Raw genomic sequence first — 15,978 nt, 5'->3', positions numbered from 1 at the left:
GAACCATTCTTAAATACATACTGTATTGGTGCTCGCCACCACTTATCCGCATAAGCGGAGCGATAATAAGAATGAGGAAAACGTCATGCCAGAATACAAAGCTCCCCTCCGTGATATGGACTTCGTGTTAAACGAAGTGCTTAACGCTGAGCAGCATTACCAGAGTCTTTCAGGTTGCGAGGATGCTACGCCTGATATGGTAGCCGCGATCATGGAAGAAGGTGCTAAGTTTGCTGAGCGTGTTCTATCTCCGTTAAACCAGATTGGTGATCAGCAGGGCTGTCAGTGGAATGATGGTGCTGTTAAAACCCCTGAAGGTTTTAAAGAAGCTTACGACCAGTTTGTTGAAGGTGGTTGGCCATCACTAGCACATGAAGCTGAATACGGCGGCCAAGGCCTGCCAGAATCTATCGGCATCATTGTGAATGAAATGGTCGGTACGGCTAACTGGTCTTGGAGTATGTACCCAGGTCTAAGTCATGGTGCGATGAATACTCTGCATGCCCATGGTACAGAAGATCAGAAACAAACTTACCTTACTAAATTGGTATCCGGCGAATGGACGGGCACTATGTGCCTGACTGAGCCTCATTGTGGTACTGATTTAGGTATGCTGCGTACTAAAGCAGAACCTCAAGGTGATGGCAGCTACAAGATCTCCGGTACCAAAATCTTTATCTCTGCCGGTGAGCACGATATGGCAGATAACATTGTGCATATCGTATTGGCACGCCTGCCAGATGCGCCTGCAGGTACAAAAGGTATTTCCCTGTTTATCGTACCTAAGCACTTGCCAGAAACTATAGGTACAGATAACGGCGTTAGTTGTGGCTCTCTAGAGCACAAGATGGGTATTCACGGTAATGCGACTTGTGTCATGAACTTTGATGAGGCGACGGGTTACCTAATTGGGCCAGAGAATAAAGGCCTTAACTGCATGTTTACCTTTATGAACACTGCGCGTCTAGGTACAGCTTTACAGGGCTTGGCGCATGCAGAATGGGGCTTTCAAAACTCACTAGTGTATGCCAAAGATCGTTTGCAGATGCGCGCTCTAAATGGCCCTGCTAACCCAGAAAAAGCGGCCGATCCAATTATCGTACACCCTGAAGTTCGTAAAATGTTGCTGACTCAGAAGGCTTTTGCTGAAGGTGGTCGTGCAATGATCTACTACTGTGCTCAGCTGGTAGATAAGGTTGAACGAGCTGAAGGCGATGAGAAAAAACAAGCCGATGCATTGCTTGCCTTCCTAACTCCGATCGCCAAAGCATTCCTGACCGAAGTTGGTTTCGAATCCGCTAACCACGGCCTTCAAGTCTTTGGTGGTCATGGCTTTATCGCAGAGTGGGGTATGGAGCAAAACGTACGTGATAGCCGTATCTCTATGTTGTATGAGGGTACTACTCAGATCCAAGCTTTAGATTTACTAGGCCGTAAGGTATTGATGACTCAAGGTGAATCTCTAAAAGGCTTTACTAAAATCCTGCATAAGTTCTGTCAGGCTGAATCTGACAACAGCGATCTACAACAGTACATCAAACCGCTAACTGAGCTGAATAAAGAGTGGGGTGATCTAACGATGAAGATCGGTATGAAAGCGATGCAAAACCGCGATGAGGTGGGTGCAGCATCTGTCGATTACCTCATGTACTCAGGTTATGTTGTATTGGGTTACTTCTGGGCGCGTATGGCTAAAGTGGCTCAAGAAAAGTTAGCTGCAGGTGAAGGTGATGCTGCTTTCTACCAAGCTAAACTGACTACAGCACGTTTCTATTTCCAACGAATCTTGCCGCGTACTCGTAGTTTGGTTGAAACAATGCAATCAGGTGCAGATAACCTGATGGATATGGATCAAGAACACTTTGCTTTCTAAGCGAGGTATAGACGTGAAGAAAGCACTTAATAATCCAGTAGGCCGCACGCTTTTACGCGGCCTCTTAAAGCTCAACGCAAAACGTTATGCGTTAAAGAATAAAAATGACAAAGAGGTATCTGAAATGTCCGACTTGAATGCAGTTTTTACAGAAATGAAAAATCGTTTTAATGCCGATGCTGCAGCTGACACAGATGCAATTTTTCAGTACGACATTAGCGATGGTGACTCTTGGTTTGTGACAGTGAAAGAGGGTAGTTGTGATGTGGCGGAAGGTGTTAGTGATGACGCTACCGTGACATTGACAATGGACTCTATTACTCTCGAAGAGATCATGTCGGGTGAAACGGATGGTATGCAGGCGTTCATGGCGGGTCGAGTACAGGCTGATGGTGACATTATGCTAGCGACAAAATTGGCTGTACTTTTTCCCGTAGCCTAAAATTACCGACATAGATCCCTTATAAAAATAATTACATGAGGAACCTTAGATGCAGCAACTTCCTGCCGCCGATACAATTCCGGCTGATATAAATCATTACGGTTTTAAAACTGTTCCAGATGTTCTAGCGCATGTGCAAAAGAACTTTGGCCCAAAACCGGCATTTACCAGCTTTGGACGCACGATTGATTACAACGAATTGGATCGTTTATCTGCGGCGTTTGCTGTTTATATTCAGCAAGAAACCAACTTGCAGCCAGGTGATAGGGTAGCGATCCAGCTGCCTAACCTGATTCAGTACCCCATTGTATTATTTGGTATTTTGCGTGCAGGGCTGGTGGTTGTGAACACCAACCCGCTTTATACCCCGCAAGAGATGCAGCACCAGTTTAACGACTCCGGTGCGAAGGCGCTGATTATCCACAAGAGCATGGCCCACAATGCTGAAAAGATTTTGGATAAGACGCAGATTGAAACCCTGTTCGTGACTCAAGTAGGGGATCTTCACGATTTTATTAAGCGTAATCTTCTGAATGCTGCGGTTAAGTACTTGAAGAAGATGGAGCCAGATTACAATCTGCCTCAAGCGATTCCGCTTCGTTCCGCATTCTACAAATATGATGGTCAGCAACCAAATCCAGTCAAAGTTGAATCATCTGATGTTGCTGTCTTGCAGTATACAGGTGGTACAACAGGCGTTTCTAAAGGCGCGATCCTAACTCACGCCAATCTTATCTCTAACATGCTACAAGCACAGGAGCGTTTAACGGTTCCCGGTGTTGATTGGACTGAAACGGTGATCTCACCACTACCGCTTTATCATATCTACGCTTTCACCGTAGCTCAGGTGGTTTCGTTGATGGGTGGTCATAGTGTATTGATTCCAAACCCAAGGGATATTCCAGGGTTTATTAAAGAGATGCAGAAGTGGCGTATGAGTACGTTTGTCGGTCTGAATACGCTGTTTGTTGCGCTGTGTAACGATGATAACTTTGCCCAAGTCGATTTCAGTAATCTGAAATTTACAGCATCCGGTGGTATGGCGCTGAATCCTTCTACGGCGGTACTTTGGAAAGATAAAACGGGTTGTGACGTGATAGAGGGCTACGGCCTCACCGAAACCTCTCCAGCGGTGTGTTTCAACCCACCCGATGATAACCGCACTGGCACAATCGGGCTGCCGATGGTTCACACCGATGTTCGTATTATTGGTACGGATGGTCAGGACGTGGTCCAAGGTGAAGCCGGCGAACTTTGTGTTAAAGGCCCGCAGGTTATGCGAGGTTACTGGCAAAGAGAAGAGGCGACCGCTTCCTCATTTACCGATGATGGTTACTTTATCACCGGGGATATCGCCACGATTGATGAGGAAGGCTATTTCCGCATCGTCGATCGTGCTAAAGATATGATTATCGTATCTGGTTTTAATGTCTATCCAAATGAAGTGGAAGATGTCATTACCCAGCACCCTGATGTTGTGGAATGTGCAGCTATTGGCATTCCAGATGATAAGACTGGCGAGATCGTTAAAGTCTTCGTGGTTAGCAATAATCCTGATCTATCCCGTGAGGATGTTAGGGATTGGTGTAAAGATAAACTGACTCGCTACAAGGTTCCAAAGCAAGTCGAGTTTGCTGAAGACCTGCCAAAATCCAATGTCGGAAAGGTGCTTCGCCGTCTGCTAAAACCTTCTGCAGATGATAATGCCAACGCAGCTTAAAACCGAATAAAGGGAATTGATCAATATGCCTTTATCTCGACCAACTCGGCGTGAAACTCATCATAATCGGACTGTGATGTGTAATGGTTATCTTCGTGATGATGGTTTATGGGATATTGAAGCCCGTATGACCGATGTTAAAACGCGAGATGTGGATAACCCTGAACGCGGTGGTTATGTTCCTGCAGGCGAAGCGTTTCATGATATGAGCATTCGCCTGACCCTCGATAAAGGTTTACTGATCAAACAGGTCGAAGCTTGTATAGATTATTCCCCCTTTCGAATCTGTAAAAAAGTTGGTGCAGCATATGCGCAACTGCAAGGTACACGTATCGGACCTGGCTGGCTGCGCATAGCTAAAGACCGTGTAGGTGGTGTTGCGGGTTGTACGCATATGAATGAACTTTTACCTGTTCTGGCGACGACTGCTATCCAATCTATCTGGCCGAGTAGCGATAAAGATGTGCTCGCTCAAGGTGCTGAATTTATGCTTGATAGTTGTCATTCGTGGGGGCGAAGCAGTGAGATGGTTCGCGAATACCTGCCAGAACATTATCAGCCTGCGACAACCGTTAATGTAGTAGAGGAGCCTAAATAGTGGCTACCGTTTTAACCGAAAAGCAGGGCTCTGTTTTTGAGATAAATCTAAACCGACCAGATAAGAAAAATGCGCTGACGTTGGCAATGTATGTCGAAATGACGGCGTTACTTAAGCAAGCAGCGGAAGACCCTAATGTTCATGTTGTGCTTTTTAGAGCGCAAGGTCAGTCTTTCTGTGCGGGTAATGATATAAGTGATTTTGTATCAGCAGCGCATAACCCTAATATTCTGCAAGATGTATTGGTGTTCTTGCATACACTGGCAAGTTTTCCTAAACCAATCATCGCAGCGGTGCATGGCGATGCCGTTGGTATAGGCACGACCATGCTCTTGCATTGTGACCTCGTTGTTTCTGCAGATAATCTGCGTTGTAAAATGCCTTTTGTGCAGTTGGGCTTAATACCTGAAGGGGCGTCTACTTTGTTGTTTCCACAACTAGTAGGGCATCGACATGCTTTTGAGCTACTGGTTGAAGGTCGAAGTTTTGATGCTATCAAAGCTGAGCAACTTGGAATTGTGAATCAAATCACAGAACCTGATCTGCTCCTAGAAACAGCTCGGAATCGCGCTAAAAAGTTAGCTGATAGCCCTGTTGATTCGGTTATTGCAGCTAAACAGTTGATGAAAGCAGAAACCTTAAAGTCCGTTCACCAAGTGATTGATAGTGAAGGGGCATTGTTTTATCAGCGCTTGTTATCTGAAGAAGCGCAAAAGGCATTTATGGCCTTCCTACAAAAATAATATGCATTTTTAATATATGGCTCTTAAATATTAGTATTTACTAATCTATATGAAATTGTATAATGACCTCATCTTATGAACACCCTATCCAGTGAGGTCCAAGGTGAAAGCACTCTTTTTTACTGCTGCTCTAGCGGCTGCTCTTCCGGTTCAAGCGGAACAATTCTCGGTAAATATTCCTGAACTGCAGAACGAAGCTAAAGGTGTCATTAAAGAGCTAGTGACCACGCTTGGCTCAGAACTCAAAGCGGCAAAAAAAGAGGGCGGTGCTATCGCTGCCATCAACGTTTGTAATACCAAGGCTGAAGGTCTTACAAAAAGCGTGAATGATAATTCTGAATGGCATGTTGAGCGTACTAGTTTAAAACTACGTAACCCGCAAAATGCACCTGATCAGTGGGAAAAGGCGATTCTTGAACAGTTTGAATCCAAAGCTAAGCAAGGGGCTAATCTAAAAACCTTAGGTTTCTCGCAAGTTGTCGTAGACGAAGAAGGTAGAAAAGTATTCCGCATGATGAAGGCGATCCCCGTCGCTGATCAATGCTTAGCTTGTCATGGTTCCAAGATTAAACCAGAGATAGCTGAGCAGCTTCAGACCCTTTACCCGGAAGACAAAGCGACAGGTTTTTCCACAGGCGATCTTCGTGGTGCTTTCAGCTTAAAAAAATATTTATAAGATAAATTGGATTATAAAAAGGGCTTATTAGCCCTTTTTTTATGCCTGTCCTTTTAGCTATTGCCAAAAAAGGTAACTTTTTTGATACCTTTTGATTGTATTTGTTTGCGCTTGATCCTGTCTTAAGCCCTTTATTTACGGGGCTTTGATTAATATTGCTATTTTTTGTTAGCGATGTAGCTGCTTTTTGTCATTGTTGAATTTCAGTCTGAGACTAAGATTTATACATAGCTTGGGGAATGAGCTTCCCTCTATGAAAGTAACCCTATTTTCTTATGTGTACGGGTTACCAAAATAACAATACAAAGAGGCGGTTATGAAAGTACTGGTTGCCGTAAAACGTGTGATTGACTACAACGTCAAAGCCCGTGTCAAAGCAGATAACAGTGATGTCGATTTAGCTAACGTAAAAATGGCTCTAAATCCATTTTGCGAGATAGCAATTGAAGAGGCTGTACGTTTAAAAGAAGCGGGTACAGCGGATGAAGTTGTCGTTGTTTCTATTGGTAATAAGAGCTGCGAAGAGCAGATCCGTACAGCGCTAGCATTGGGTGCCGATCGCGGTATCCGTGTTGATGTCGAAACCAACCCTGATTCCCTTTCTGTCGCTAAGCTATTAGCCAAAATTGTAGAAAAAGAAGCGCCAGGCATGGTGATTCTTGGTAAGCAAGCGATCGATTCTGATAACAACCAAACCGGTCAAATGTTGGCTGCTTTGTTGGATCGCCCACAAGGTACCTTTGCATCAGAAGTTGAGGTAACTGGCGATAGCATCAACGTCACCCGTGAAATCGACGGTGGTTTGCAAACGGTCAACCTGGCTATACCAGCAGTTGTAACAACCGATCTACGTCTTAATGAACCACGTTACGCATCCCTGCCAAACATTATGAAAGCGAAGCGTAAACCGCTTGATGTCCTAACGACTGATGAACTGGGTGTGTCTGTAGCGAGTAATCTGCAGCTACTACGTGTCGATCCGCCATCAGAGCGTCAAGCAGGTATCAAAGTTAGCTCTGTAGATGAGCTAGTCGAAAAACTACGTAATGACGCTAAAGTAATTTAAGGGGGTGATCAGATGACTATTCTTGTAATTGCCGAACATGATAATAACGAGCTTAAACCTGTAACCCTCAATACCTTAGCTGCTGCAAATGCGATTGGTGGTGATGTTCACCTGCTAGTTGCAGGTGCTAACTGTCAGGCAGTTGCGGATGCGGCGGCACAAGTATCAAGTGTGAGTAAAGTTCTATTGGCTGATAACGCGGCTTATGAACATCAGCTGGCAGAAAATATCAGTAAGTTGGTGCTAACGGTTGCTGCTGACTATAGCCACATCCTGGCTTCTGCAACGACAACAGGTAAGAACTTCCTACCGCGCATTGCAGCACTGCTAGATGTAAATCAGATCTCAGACATTATTGCCGTAGAAGCAGCGGATACCTTCAAACGTCCGATCTATGCCGGTAATGCTATTGCGACAGTACAGTCCAGTGATAGCACTAAAGTTATCACCGTTCGTGGTACAGCCTTTGATCCTGTCGCTAGCACTGGTGGTTCTGCAGAGATCGTAAGCCTTGCAGAATCATGCGATAGCGGCCTATCTAGCTTTGTTTCTGAAGAGCTGGCGAAAAGTGATCGTCCAGAACTAACCGCTGCTTCAGTAGTAATCTCCGGTGGCCGTGGTATGGGCAACGGTGACAACTTCGAACTACTTAACAAAGTGGCGGACAAGCTTGGTGCGGCTGTTGGTGCATCTCGTGCAGCGGTTGATGCCGGCTTTGTACCTAACGACATGCAGGTTGGTCAGACCGGCAAAATGGTCGCGCCAGAGTTGTATATCGCCGTGGGTATCTCCGGTGCGATCCAGCACTTAGCGGGTATGAAAGATTCCAAAATCATTGTTGCGATCAACAAAGATGAAGAAGCCCCAATTTTTCAGGTGGCTGATTACGGGCTGGTGGCTGACTTGTTCGATGCCGTGCCTGAGCTAGAGAGTAAGCTGTAAACAGCATAACTAAAAAGCGCTTAGGCACTTCGCCAAGCCAAAAATAAAAATAGACGGAGCAACTTAGATGCTTTTCGAAGGACAATCGATTTACGTACAGTCGATCGAAGACGGGATCTACGATGTGGTGTTTGACCGCAAAGGCGATGCTGTTAATAAACTCGATCAGGCGACTTTGGCTGAACTGCGCGAAGCGGTAAATGCCCTGTGTAACCTAGATGATATTCGTGGTGTGATTTTCTCCAGTGCCAAAGACTGCTTTATTGTTGGCGCGGATATCACCGAATTTATGGGCTTTTTCTCTGCTGAAGATGAAGACCTGATTGCAGGCTTGATGGATATCCACAGCCTACTGAATCAGATCGAAGATATGCGCTGTCCAACCGTTACTGCAATTAATGGCCTATGCCTAGGTGGTGGTTTTGAATTGGCGCTATCCACAGATTACCGTGTGATGAGTGACCAAGCCAAAGTAGGTCTGCCTGAGGTTAAGCTAGGTATCTACCCAGGTTGGGGCGGCACAGTTCGTCTACCACGCTTAATTGGTGTGGATAACGCCAATGAGTGGATCTGCGCAGGTGCTGAGAAGCGCCCTGATGCCGCACTTAAAGATGGCGGTGTAGATGCGGTTGTAACGGGAGATCAGATTAAAGCTGCGGCTCTAGATCTGCTGAAAGGTTGTATCGCGGGTAAGTTTGATTACCACGCGCGCCGTGAAGAGAAGAAAACGCCGATCAAACTAAATCAGGTTGAGCAGATGATGGCGTTTGAATCTGCAAAAGGTGTGATCGGTGGTAAAGCGGGTCCTCACTACCCTGCACCAATGGCTGCGCTTAAAACGATTCAAAAGCACGCGAATCTTCCTCGCGAAAAAGCCAACGAGATCGAAGCTAAAGGCTTTGTAAAAGTTGCGAAAACGGATGTGTGCGCATCCCTTGTTGGTCTGTTTATGAAAGACCAATACATCAAGAAAGTCAGCAAAGGTTTTGAGAGCAAAGCCGAGCCAGTTAAAAAGGCCGCTGTGCTGGGTGCCGGTATTATGGGTGGTGGTGTTGCTTACCAATCTGCCTCTAAAGGTACGCCTATCTTGATGAAGGATATCAACGATGCAGCGCTTCAGTTAGGTCTGGATGAAGCGACTAAACTGCTGAACAAACGCGTATCTCGTGGCCGTATGGATGCGATGAAAATGGCATCGGTGCTAAACAACATTACGCCAACGCTTAACTACGGAGACTTCGGTAGCGTTGATCTTGTGGTCGAAGCGGTTGTTGAAAATCCAAATGTGAAGAAAGCCGTGCTTGCTGAAGTTGAAGGCACGCTGCCAGAAGGCGCGGTACTGACGTCTAACACTTCTACTATCTCTATTACTGAGTTGGCAACAGCGCTTAAAAATCCAGAGAACTTCTGTGGTATGCACTTCTTCAACCCTGTGCATCAAATGCCGCTAGTGGAAGTTATCCGTGGCGAGAAAACCTCTGAAGATGCAGTAGCTCGTACAGTTGCTTACGCAAAAGCGATGGGCAAAACCCCAATCGTTGTAAATGATTGCCCAGGCTTCTTAGTTAACCGTATTTTGTTCCCTTACTTTGGCGGTTTTACTGCACTACTTGAAGATGGTGCGGACTTTAAACAAGTCGATAATGTGATGGAGCGCTTCGGCTGGCCGATGGGTCCTGCCTACCTTCTAGACGTAGTCGGTATCGATACTGCGCACCATGCCGATAGTGTGATGGCAGCAGGTTTCCCTGATCGCATGAGCCATGAAGGCGAAAACGTTATCGACCGTATGTTCTCTCTAGAGCGCTTTGGTCAGAAAAACAGCAAAGGCTTCTATCGTTACGAACTCGATCGTAAAGGTAAGCCGAAGAAAATTGTGGATGAGGAAGTACCAGCAATGCTTGATGGTATTGCCAAAGAAACGCGTGAGTTCACTGATGAAGAGATCATCGAACGCATGATGATTCCTCTATGTATCGAAACCGTTCGCTGCTTGGAAGATGGCATTGTTGCTAGCCCTGCAGAAGCAGATATGGGCTTGATCTACGGTATTGGTTTCCCTCCATTCCGTGGAGGTGCGCTGCATTATCTGGATCAGATTGGTTTAGCTGAATTCTGCGCCATGGCACAGAAATACGAGGGTCTTGGACCGTTGTATCAGCCAACCGACAAGATGAAACAGATGGCCGCTGCTGGCGAAACATACTTTCCACAAAATGCTCAGGGTTAAGGGGTAAAGATCATGAACTTGAAACCAAATGATGTAGTCATCGTTGACGGTGTTCGTACCCCGATGGGTAAATCGAAAAATGGCTCGTTCCGAAATGTTCGTGCCGAAGCGCTATCAGCTGCGGTCATCAAAGCGCTGTTAGAGCGTAACTCAGCACTAAACCCTGCAGACATCGAAGATGTGATGTGGGGCTGTGTAAACCAGACGAAAGAACAGGGCTTCAATATTGGCCGAAATGCTGCACTGCTAGCAGGCCTTCCTCATACGGTAGCGGCACAAACGATCAACCGCTTATGTGGTTCATCTATGGCAGCGCTACATGCAGCAGCCCAAGGCATCATGACTGGCAATGGCGATATCTTTATTGCGGGTGGTGTGGAGCATATGGGCCATGTATCCATCATGCACGGTGTTGATATCAATGCTGAGATGTCCAAAAAAGTGGCTAAAGCAGCGATGATGATGGGCGTAACAGCAGAGATGCTAGGCAAAATGAACGGTATCAACCGTCAAATGCAGGATGAGTTCGCAGCGCGCTCTCACCGTCTAGCACATCAAGCACATCTGGATGGCCTATGGGATAGCGAAATTATCGCGGTTGAAGGTCATGACGAAAACGGCTTTAAGTCGCTAGTCGAAGCGGATGAAGTTATTCGCCCAGAAACTACAGTTGAAACATTGGGCGCGCTTAAGCCGGTGTTCGTACCGAAAGTGGGTACAGTAACAGCGGGCTCATCCTCTGCCTTCTCTGACGGTGCATCTGCACTGCTGGTGATGTCGGCGGCTAAAGCAGAAGAGTTAGGGCTAACGCCACGTGCACGTATTGTCAGCATGGCGGTAGCCGGTTGTGATCCATCCATTATGGGTTATGGACCAGTACCTGCGACTCAGAAGGCTCTGAAACGCGCAGGTCTTAGCATCGAAGATATCGACTATGTCGAGCTTAACGAAGCCTTCGCCGCGCAAGGTCTGTCTGTACTTAAAGGACTGAAACTGCTCGATAAGATGGAAGATAAGGTAAACCTAAAAGGTGGTGCGATCGCCCTAGGTCATCCATTGGGCTGCTCAGGTTCACGTATCACTAACACTCTAATGAACGTGCTAGAACAACAGGATGGAACCTTAGGTCTAGCGACCATGTGTATTGGCATGGGACAGGGGATCTCTACCGTGATTGAAAGGGTGTGATCCACCCGCATTTCTTCTTCGCGACTTCACTCTAAGCTATATCTTGCCCCGCTTTTAGCGGGGCTTTTTTGGTTTTGAAGGCGGTGGAAAGCTGCTTGAAACGGGATAGGGCGGCTAAAAGCGGAATAGAACTGTTGAAAGGTAGAAAGTATGTGTTAATTATACGTAATGAGTCCGAGAAGGATTAGGTCTGCTAACGACACTTTGCAGACATTATGTATCACTGCTGAGAAGGACTGCGGCCCATATCCTTTTCAATCGCCTCCTGTATCTTAGCTTCATGCATCTGGATTTCAGTATGGAGTTCCTGTCTTTCTTCTTCCGTAAGCATTTTCTTATTGCTAAGCTCGATGTAACGATCTGAGGATTCGACATGAATATACCCGCCGTCCCTATCCTTTGTTAGAGAGATAGACGCTATCAGCAAACAAAGAAACGCTATACACATCGTAATAAAGTGACTAGCTTTGACCCTCATCGTAGATTACTCATTAATTCATGAACTAACATTAAGCCTGTTAGAGGCCGCTCTCGACACAGAGGAGACATTAACGCTTAAACATTCCATGTTAACGTCCACATTGCCACGAAAACAAAGAGAACATATGGAATAGGTTTTCCATACCTTTTTATGAAGGTCTTCTTTCGTGAGTAAATGGAAACGAGAAGTAACGCTAAAAACAGAAAGGCGAATGTATACACATAAATGTTTCTAGGGTTAAGTATTATTCTAGCCTCGAAGAGTTGCAACTTTTCGACTTCTTCACCTGCTTGAAAATGAACTTTGATTGACTTACTTACAGGCAATTTGAATACACCATAATTCAAGAATGAATAGTATCTTTTACCAGCTCCTGTACTCGCTAATTTTTGAATGGTGCCTCTTTCCGAATGATCATAATTCTTTGAGGAAATACGGATGGAGAGTGGAATTCTGGTATTTACAGTGTTTTTGTCCCCTCCGAAATGCGCGATTAGCCTGAAATCAGAAGATCCTTCAGAATTGACAACGCATGTACCTTCAGTGGACGCTACAAGATCAATACTACAGGCTGCTTCTCTTCCACCTAGCTCATAATTAAAAGCGGCTAAGTAACAAAACAGAAAGACAAGAGAAGCACCAAACAGTGACTCAGAATATGTAAGGAATCGCATAATATTCACAACATTCCATGTTTTCTTTAAGTCAATTTAGAGATTAAGCTTGCTCAAATTTATTTATTATTGATTGAATAAAGCCCTGTTTTTCTTCCTTTGTGCTGAATACCCTCAGAGGTAGCCAGCTGGCAGCGCCATCAGAAAAACCAAAAAAGATCCCTTTTTTAAAGCTGTGGAACTCTTCAAGCTCTTCCCATCTACGAAAAACCTTTACTCCTTCCTCTGCTGTAATCTCAATACCATCATCATGGAAAACCAGATCCACTTGCTGTTCTGGATCACTAGCTTCTTTTATCTGCTTTACTTCCAAAAAGGGTTTTAAGGCTACTTTCCAAATTATTAGACATCCAAGAGATAACCAAATTAGTGGTTGTATAAAATTATCGACACTGGGGGATAGGAATAGAAAACCAAACAGCCACATAAATCCAAGTAATAAAATAAGGCTCCTCGACCAAGTGCTAAGGCCCGATTGATGGTTTTTTATAGCTGTATAGCTATCAATGAGATCTTGATGAGTACTAACAAAACTATACTTAAAATCCATTTCAAGCCTCTCTAAATCTTTAAATATATCCTGTTCAGAACACTATGTTTCACCGAAGGGGTAGAAGCAAGAACTGATGTCCGCTTTTGGCACAAAGCTGCTTTTATAGATCACATTGGTTTGGGGCAATGAAAAGCTACTTATTGAGAAGGAAATCTCTCATCCAACCTGAAGTAGCTTTTTAGCTTCGTCATCTGTCAACCCTTCACCTACATGCAGCTTAACTTTAAACGCGCCTGCACCTAGCCCCAGTTCAGTGAAAATTCGTTCTTCTACTTCGCAAAGTCCGCTTTCAACCATATCTATCGGGTGGATAAGTATTTGGGCACTTTTCTTCATAAAGCCGCTGGGCATTACACCTTTTACTAGCTCTTTCAGCACAGGCTCTGCGGCGGAGAACTGGCCGACTAACAGTCTGTCCGTGGTGAAAGATTGCTCTGGAGTAGCGATCTTCCAAGCGCCGTTTTCGGTTAGGTTCTTGATCTCAAATTTGTTCTTTCTAACTTTGAGATATAGATCAGCGACAAACAGTTTTTTGAGCATGAAGAAAACCTGGTGGCTTTAAAGAGTCCAATGAAAATCATCATATGATAATTTTCTCGACAGATCAGTTGTTCATTTTAGGGAAGTTTTGATGAGGCTTCGAAAGAGTGATCTCGCTAAAGCCTGCGGTAGTTAAGCCCCGAACGGGGCTTAAGCTGTTTTTAGCCGGTTTTCTCTGCCTTATCCCGCTCTAGTCCGGTTTTTAATCAAACCTCTTCGTCTTCATCCAATAGCTTAATCCCAGCTAGCGGATTATCTTCATCGAAGGACTGCTTTTCTGGTTCAGGCGCTGCATCGGTCTTTTCAGCTTTGTCATCCACTACAGCAAGGTTCATTCGAAGGCGCATATCGTTGGCAGAGTCGGCATTAACAATAGCTTGGTCTTGCGTGATCTTACCTTCGTCAAAGAGTTTGAATAGGGAGTCATCAAAGGTTTGCATGCCGGTGGTATCAGAACCTTTAGACATTACCTCTTTGATCCCTTTCACATCACCTTTCATTATCAGTTCTTGGATACTGGAAGTACCTAGAAGTATCTCAATGGCAGCACAGCGTTTACCTTCAATGGTTGGAATCAGACGCTGAGAAACCACGGCTTTAAGGTTAAGCGCAAGGTCGTGGAAGATCTGTTTATGCCGTGCTTGCGGAAAGAAGTTAATAATACGATCAATTGCTTGGTTAGCGTTGTTGGCATGTAGTGTGGAGATCGCTAAGTGACCTGTTTCTGCATAGGTCAGGCACTGCTCCATGGTTTCCTGATCTCGGATCTCGCCGATCAAAATCACATCAGGTGCTTGGCGGAGGGCGTTTTTCAGAGCGCTATGGAAGTTACGAGTATCAACCCCGACTTCTCGCTGGTTGATCAGTGATTTTCGGTGGTTGTGGACAAACTCGATCGGGTCTTCAATGGTGATGATATGACCACCGCTATTACGGTTACGGTGATCAATCAGTGCCGCTAGTGATGTCGATTTACCCGAACCTGTCGCGCCAACAAACAGTACTAAGCCGCGTTTCTCCATAATCACATCTTTAAGGACTGGCGGTAGGCCTAAGTCTTCCATTTTTGGAATATCGGCTTTGATATTACGCGCGACCAGTGAGTATTGGTTACGTTGTTTAAATATATTGATACGGTACCGAGCTACTTTCGGAATGGAATAAGCCAAGTTCATCTCTAGCTCTTCTTCGAAGGTAGCGCGTTGCTGCTCATCCATTAAGGAATTGGCGATTGCTTCGATCTCACCAGGTTTATAAGGCTCTTTACTTAATGGCGTTAATTTACCTTCAAATTTTGCACAAGGTGGAGCGCCGGTAGTTAGGTAAAGGTCGGAGCCGTCACGTTTCGCCAAAATCGTAAGGTAATCCTTAAATTCCATAGGTGTCTGATCCTTATAATGTACAGAGGATTTATGTGGATATAGGACAAAGTCTAGTGGAAGAAAAACAGGGAGTCATCTTGAAATATTTTTTCTGGGTTATGTTATATGGTAACATTTTGCGCTTTGCTGTTGATTGAAGGTATGGGCTGTGGCGCAGGAAGCTCTAGAAATTGCATCTGAGATGAGATTTGTCCAAGGGGTTACTCCCGAGGTTCTAACTCAGATTTATGATCAAGATGTACACCTCTGTAATTTTCAACGGGACTTGGCGCTCGATGTGGCGGGCTATTGCAAAGCGTTGCTGCAAACCGAGCATCTAAATATCAGAGCTGTTATTCAAGCCGATGATCCTTCAGCAGTTTTAAATAATCTATTACCAGAGCACTCAGGTAAGTCTGAATTTATCGAAGATCTAGCTTTGATCATCGACATGTATGCTTGCTTGTTTGAGTTGGATGAAGTGGGTCTGCGCTTACAGGTTTTGGACCGCGCGATGTGCCCTCGCTTCCATACAGATAAGTTAGGTTGCCGTTTGGTAAGTACTTACGCTGGTCAAGGGACTGAGTGGTTGGAAGACCCTTTGTTAGATCGGTCGAAATTAGGTGCGGGTAATGGTGGTTTGTCTGACGACAAGTCAGGCCTATACGGTAGTGAAGAACTGATACATCAAGCGCAAGCAGGAGATGTGTTACTGCTCAAGGGTGATGGGTGGTATGGCTTGGATGGAAATGGTGTTGTACATCGCTCCCCAATGGTTCCTTCTGGGCAAAGTCGATTAGTCGCTACTTTGGATTTTGCATAGTTCACAGCCTGAAATCGGGTTCTGAGCTGGTCGATCAATCTTCTAATTTAATTTGAAGCATGACGAGC

Annotated in this window: 16 protein-coding genes; 11 read left to right on the top strand and 5 right to left on the bottom strand. The window is 45.2% G+C overall.

The features are described from left to right. Positions 1-85 precede the first annotated feature (85 nt). From ACMXYW_RS13920 to fadA, 10 genes are all read left to right on the top strand, one after another. Positions 86-1,873, top strand: coding sequence for an acyl-CoA dehydrogenase C-terminal domain-containing protein (locus ACMXYW_RS13920; protein ID WP_415904450.1), 1,788 nt, complete (start codon positions 86-88; stop codon positions 1,871-1,873). Between the two features lie 13 nt (positions 1,874-1,886). After that, positions 1,887-2,315, top strand: a complete 429-nt coding sequence (locus tag ACMXYW_RS13915; protein WP_415882393.1) for an SCP2 sterol-binding domain-containing protein — start codon at positions 1,887-1,889, stop codon at positions 2,313-2,315. A gap of 49 nt (positions 2,316-2,364) precedes the next feature. Continuing rightward, a complete protein-coding gene (locus ACMXYW_RS13910) occupies positions 2,365-4,035 on the top strand; it encodes an AMP-binding protein (RefSeq protein WP_415904449.1) in 1,671 nt (556 codons plus the stop codon). Between the two features lie 25 nt (positions 4,036-4,060). Further along, positions 4,061-4,633 carry a DUF2889 domain-containing protein gene (locus ACMXYW_RS13905; protein ID WP_415882391.1) on the top strand — a complete coding sequence of 191 codons (573 nt, stop codon included), beginning with the start codon at positions 4,061-4,063 and terminating at the stop codon, positions 4,631-4,633. Further along, positions 4,633-5,376 carry an enoyl-CoA hydratase-related protein gene (locus tag ACMXYW_RS13900; protein ID WP_415904448.1) on the top strand — a complete coding sequence of 248 codons (744 nt, stop codon included), beginning with the start codon at positions 4,633-4,635 and terminating at the stop codon, positions 5,374-5,376. Before ACMXYW_RS13905 ends, ACMXYW_RS13900 begins: the two co-directional genes overlap by 1 nt. 103 nt (positions 5,377-5,479) lie before the next feature. After that, positions 5,480-6,052, top strand: a complete 573-nt coding sequence (locus ACMXYW_RS13895) for a DUF3365 domain-containing protein (protein WP_415904447.1) — start codon at positions 5,480-5,482, stop codon at positions 6,050-6,052. Between the two features lie 316 nt (positions 6,053-6,368). Continuing rightward, a complete protein-coding gene (locus ACMXYW_RS13890; RefSeq protein WP_415904446.1) occupies positions 6,369-7,118 on the top strand; it encodes an electron transfer flavoprotein subunit beta/FixA family protein in 750 nt (249 codons plus the stop codon). A 12-nt stretch (positions 7,119-7,130) separates the two neighbouring features. Beyond that, positions 7,131-8,060 (top strand): electron transfer flavoprotein subunit alpha/FixB family protein, encoded by a 930-nt coding sequence (locus ACMXYW_RS13885; RefSeq protein WP_415904445.1) that lies wholly within the window; start codon positions 7,131-7,133, stop codon positions 8,058-8,060. A 67-nt stretch (positions 8,061-8,127) separates the two neighbouring features. Next, entirely contained in the window at positions 8,128-10,290 is a 2,163-nt protein-coding gene (gene fadB / locus ACMXYW_RS13880; RefSeq protein WP_415904444.1) for a fatty acid oxidation complex subunit alpha FadB, read from the top strand. 12 nt (positions 10,291-10,302) lie between these two features. Then, positions 10,303-11,478: an acetyl-CoA C-acyltransferase FadA gene (fadA, locus tag ACMXYW_RS13875; RefSeq protein ID WP_415895155.1), complete on the top strand. Its 1,176-nt coding sequence runs from the start codon at positions 10,303-10,305 to the stop codon at positions 11,476-11,478. 220 nt (positions 11,479-11,698) lie between these two features. Here fadA and ACMXYW_RS13870 read toward each other — a convergent pair whose 3' ends face one another. From ACMXYW_RS13870 to ACMXYW_RS13850, 5 genes are all read right to left on the bottom strand, one after another. After that, a complete protein-coding gene (locus ACMXYW_RS13870) occupies positions 11,699-11,956 on the bottom strand; it encodes a hypothetical protein (protein ID WP_415904443.1) in 258 nt (85 codons plus the stop codon). A 77-nt stretch (positions 11,957-12,033) separates the two neighbouring features. Beyond that, positions 12,034-12,642: a hypothetical protein gene (locus tag ACMXYW_RS13865; protein ID WP_415904442.1), complete on the bottom strand. Its 609-nt coding sequence runs from the start codon at positions 12,640-12,642 to the stop codon at positions 12,034-12,036. Positions 12,643-12,676: 34 nt separating this feature from the next. After that, positions 12,677-13,183 carry a YcxB family protein gene (locus ACMXYW_RS13860; protein ID WP_415904441.1) on the bottom strand — a complete coding sequence of 169 codons (507 nt, stop codon included), beginning with the start codon at positions 13,181-13,183 and terminating at the stop codon, positions 12,677-12,679. Positions 13,184-13,342: 159 nt separating this feature from the next. After that, a complete protein-coding gene (locus ACMXYW_RS13855) occupies positions 13,343-13,726 on the bottom strand; it encodes a hypothetical protein (protein ID WP_415904440.1) in 384 nt (127 codons plus the stop codon). 206 nt (positions 13,727-13,932) lie between these two features. Then, the gene (locus tag ACMXYW_RS13850) at positions 13,933-15,105 is read right to left on the bottom strand and encodes a PilT/PilU family type 4a pilus ATPase (protein WP_415904439.1); all 1,173 of its coding nucleotides are present in this window, start codon (positions 15,103-15,105) and stop codon (positions 13,933-13,935) included. A gap of 151 nt (positions 15,106-15,256) precedes the next feature. On the opposite strand from ACMXYW_RS13850, the gene ACMXYW_RS13845 reads away from it, so the two are divergent. Then, the gene (locus tag ACMXYW_RS13845; protein ID WP_415904438.1) at positions 15,257-15,910 is read left to right on the top strand and encodes a DUF1826 domain-containing protein; all 654 of its coding nucleotides are present in this window, start codon (positions 15,257-15,259) and stop codon (positions 15,908-15,910) included. Positions 15,911-15,978 lie beyond the last annotated feature (68 nt).

The organism is Neptuniibacter sp. QD48_55 (genome assembly GCF_047778115.1).
Classification (GTDB): domain Bacteria; phylum Pseudomonadota; class Gammaproteobacteria; order Pseudomonadales; family Balneatricaceae; genus Neptuniibacter.
Note: the sequence above shows the minus strand (reverse complement) of the source record. Positions and strands in the feature narration are given on the sequence as shown.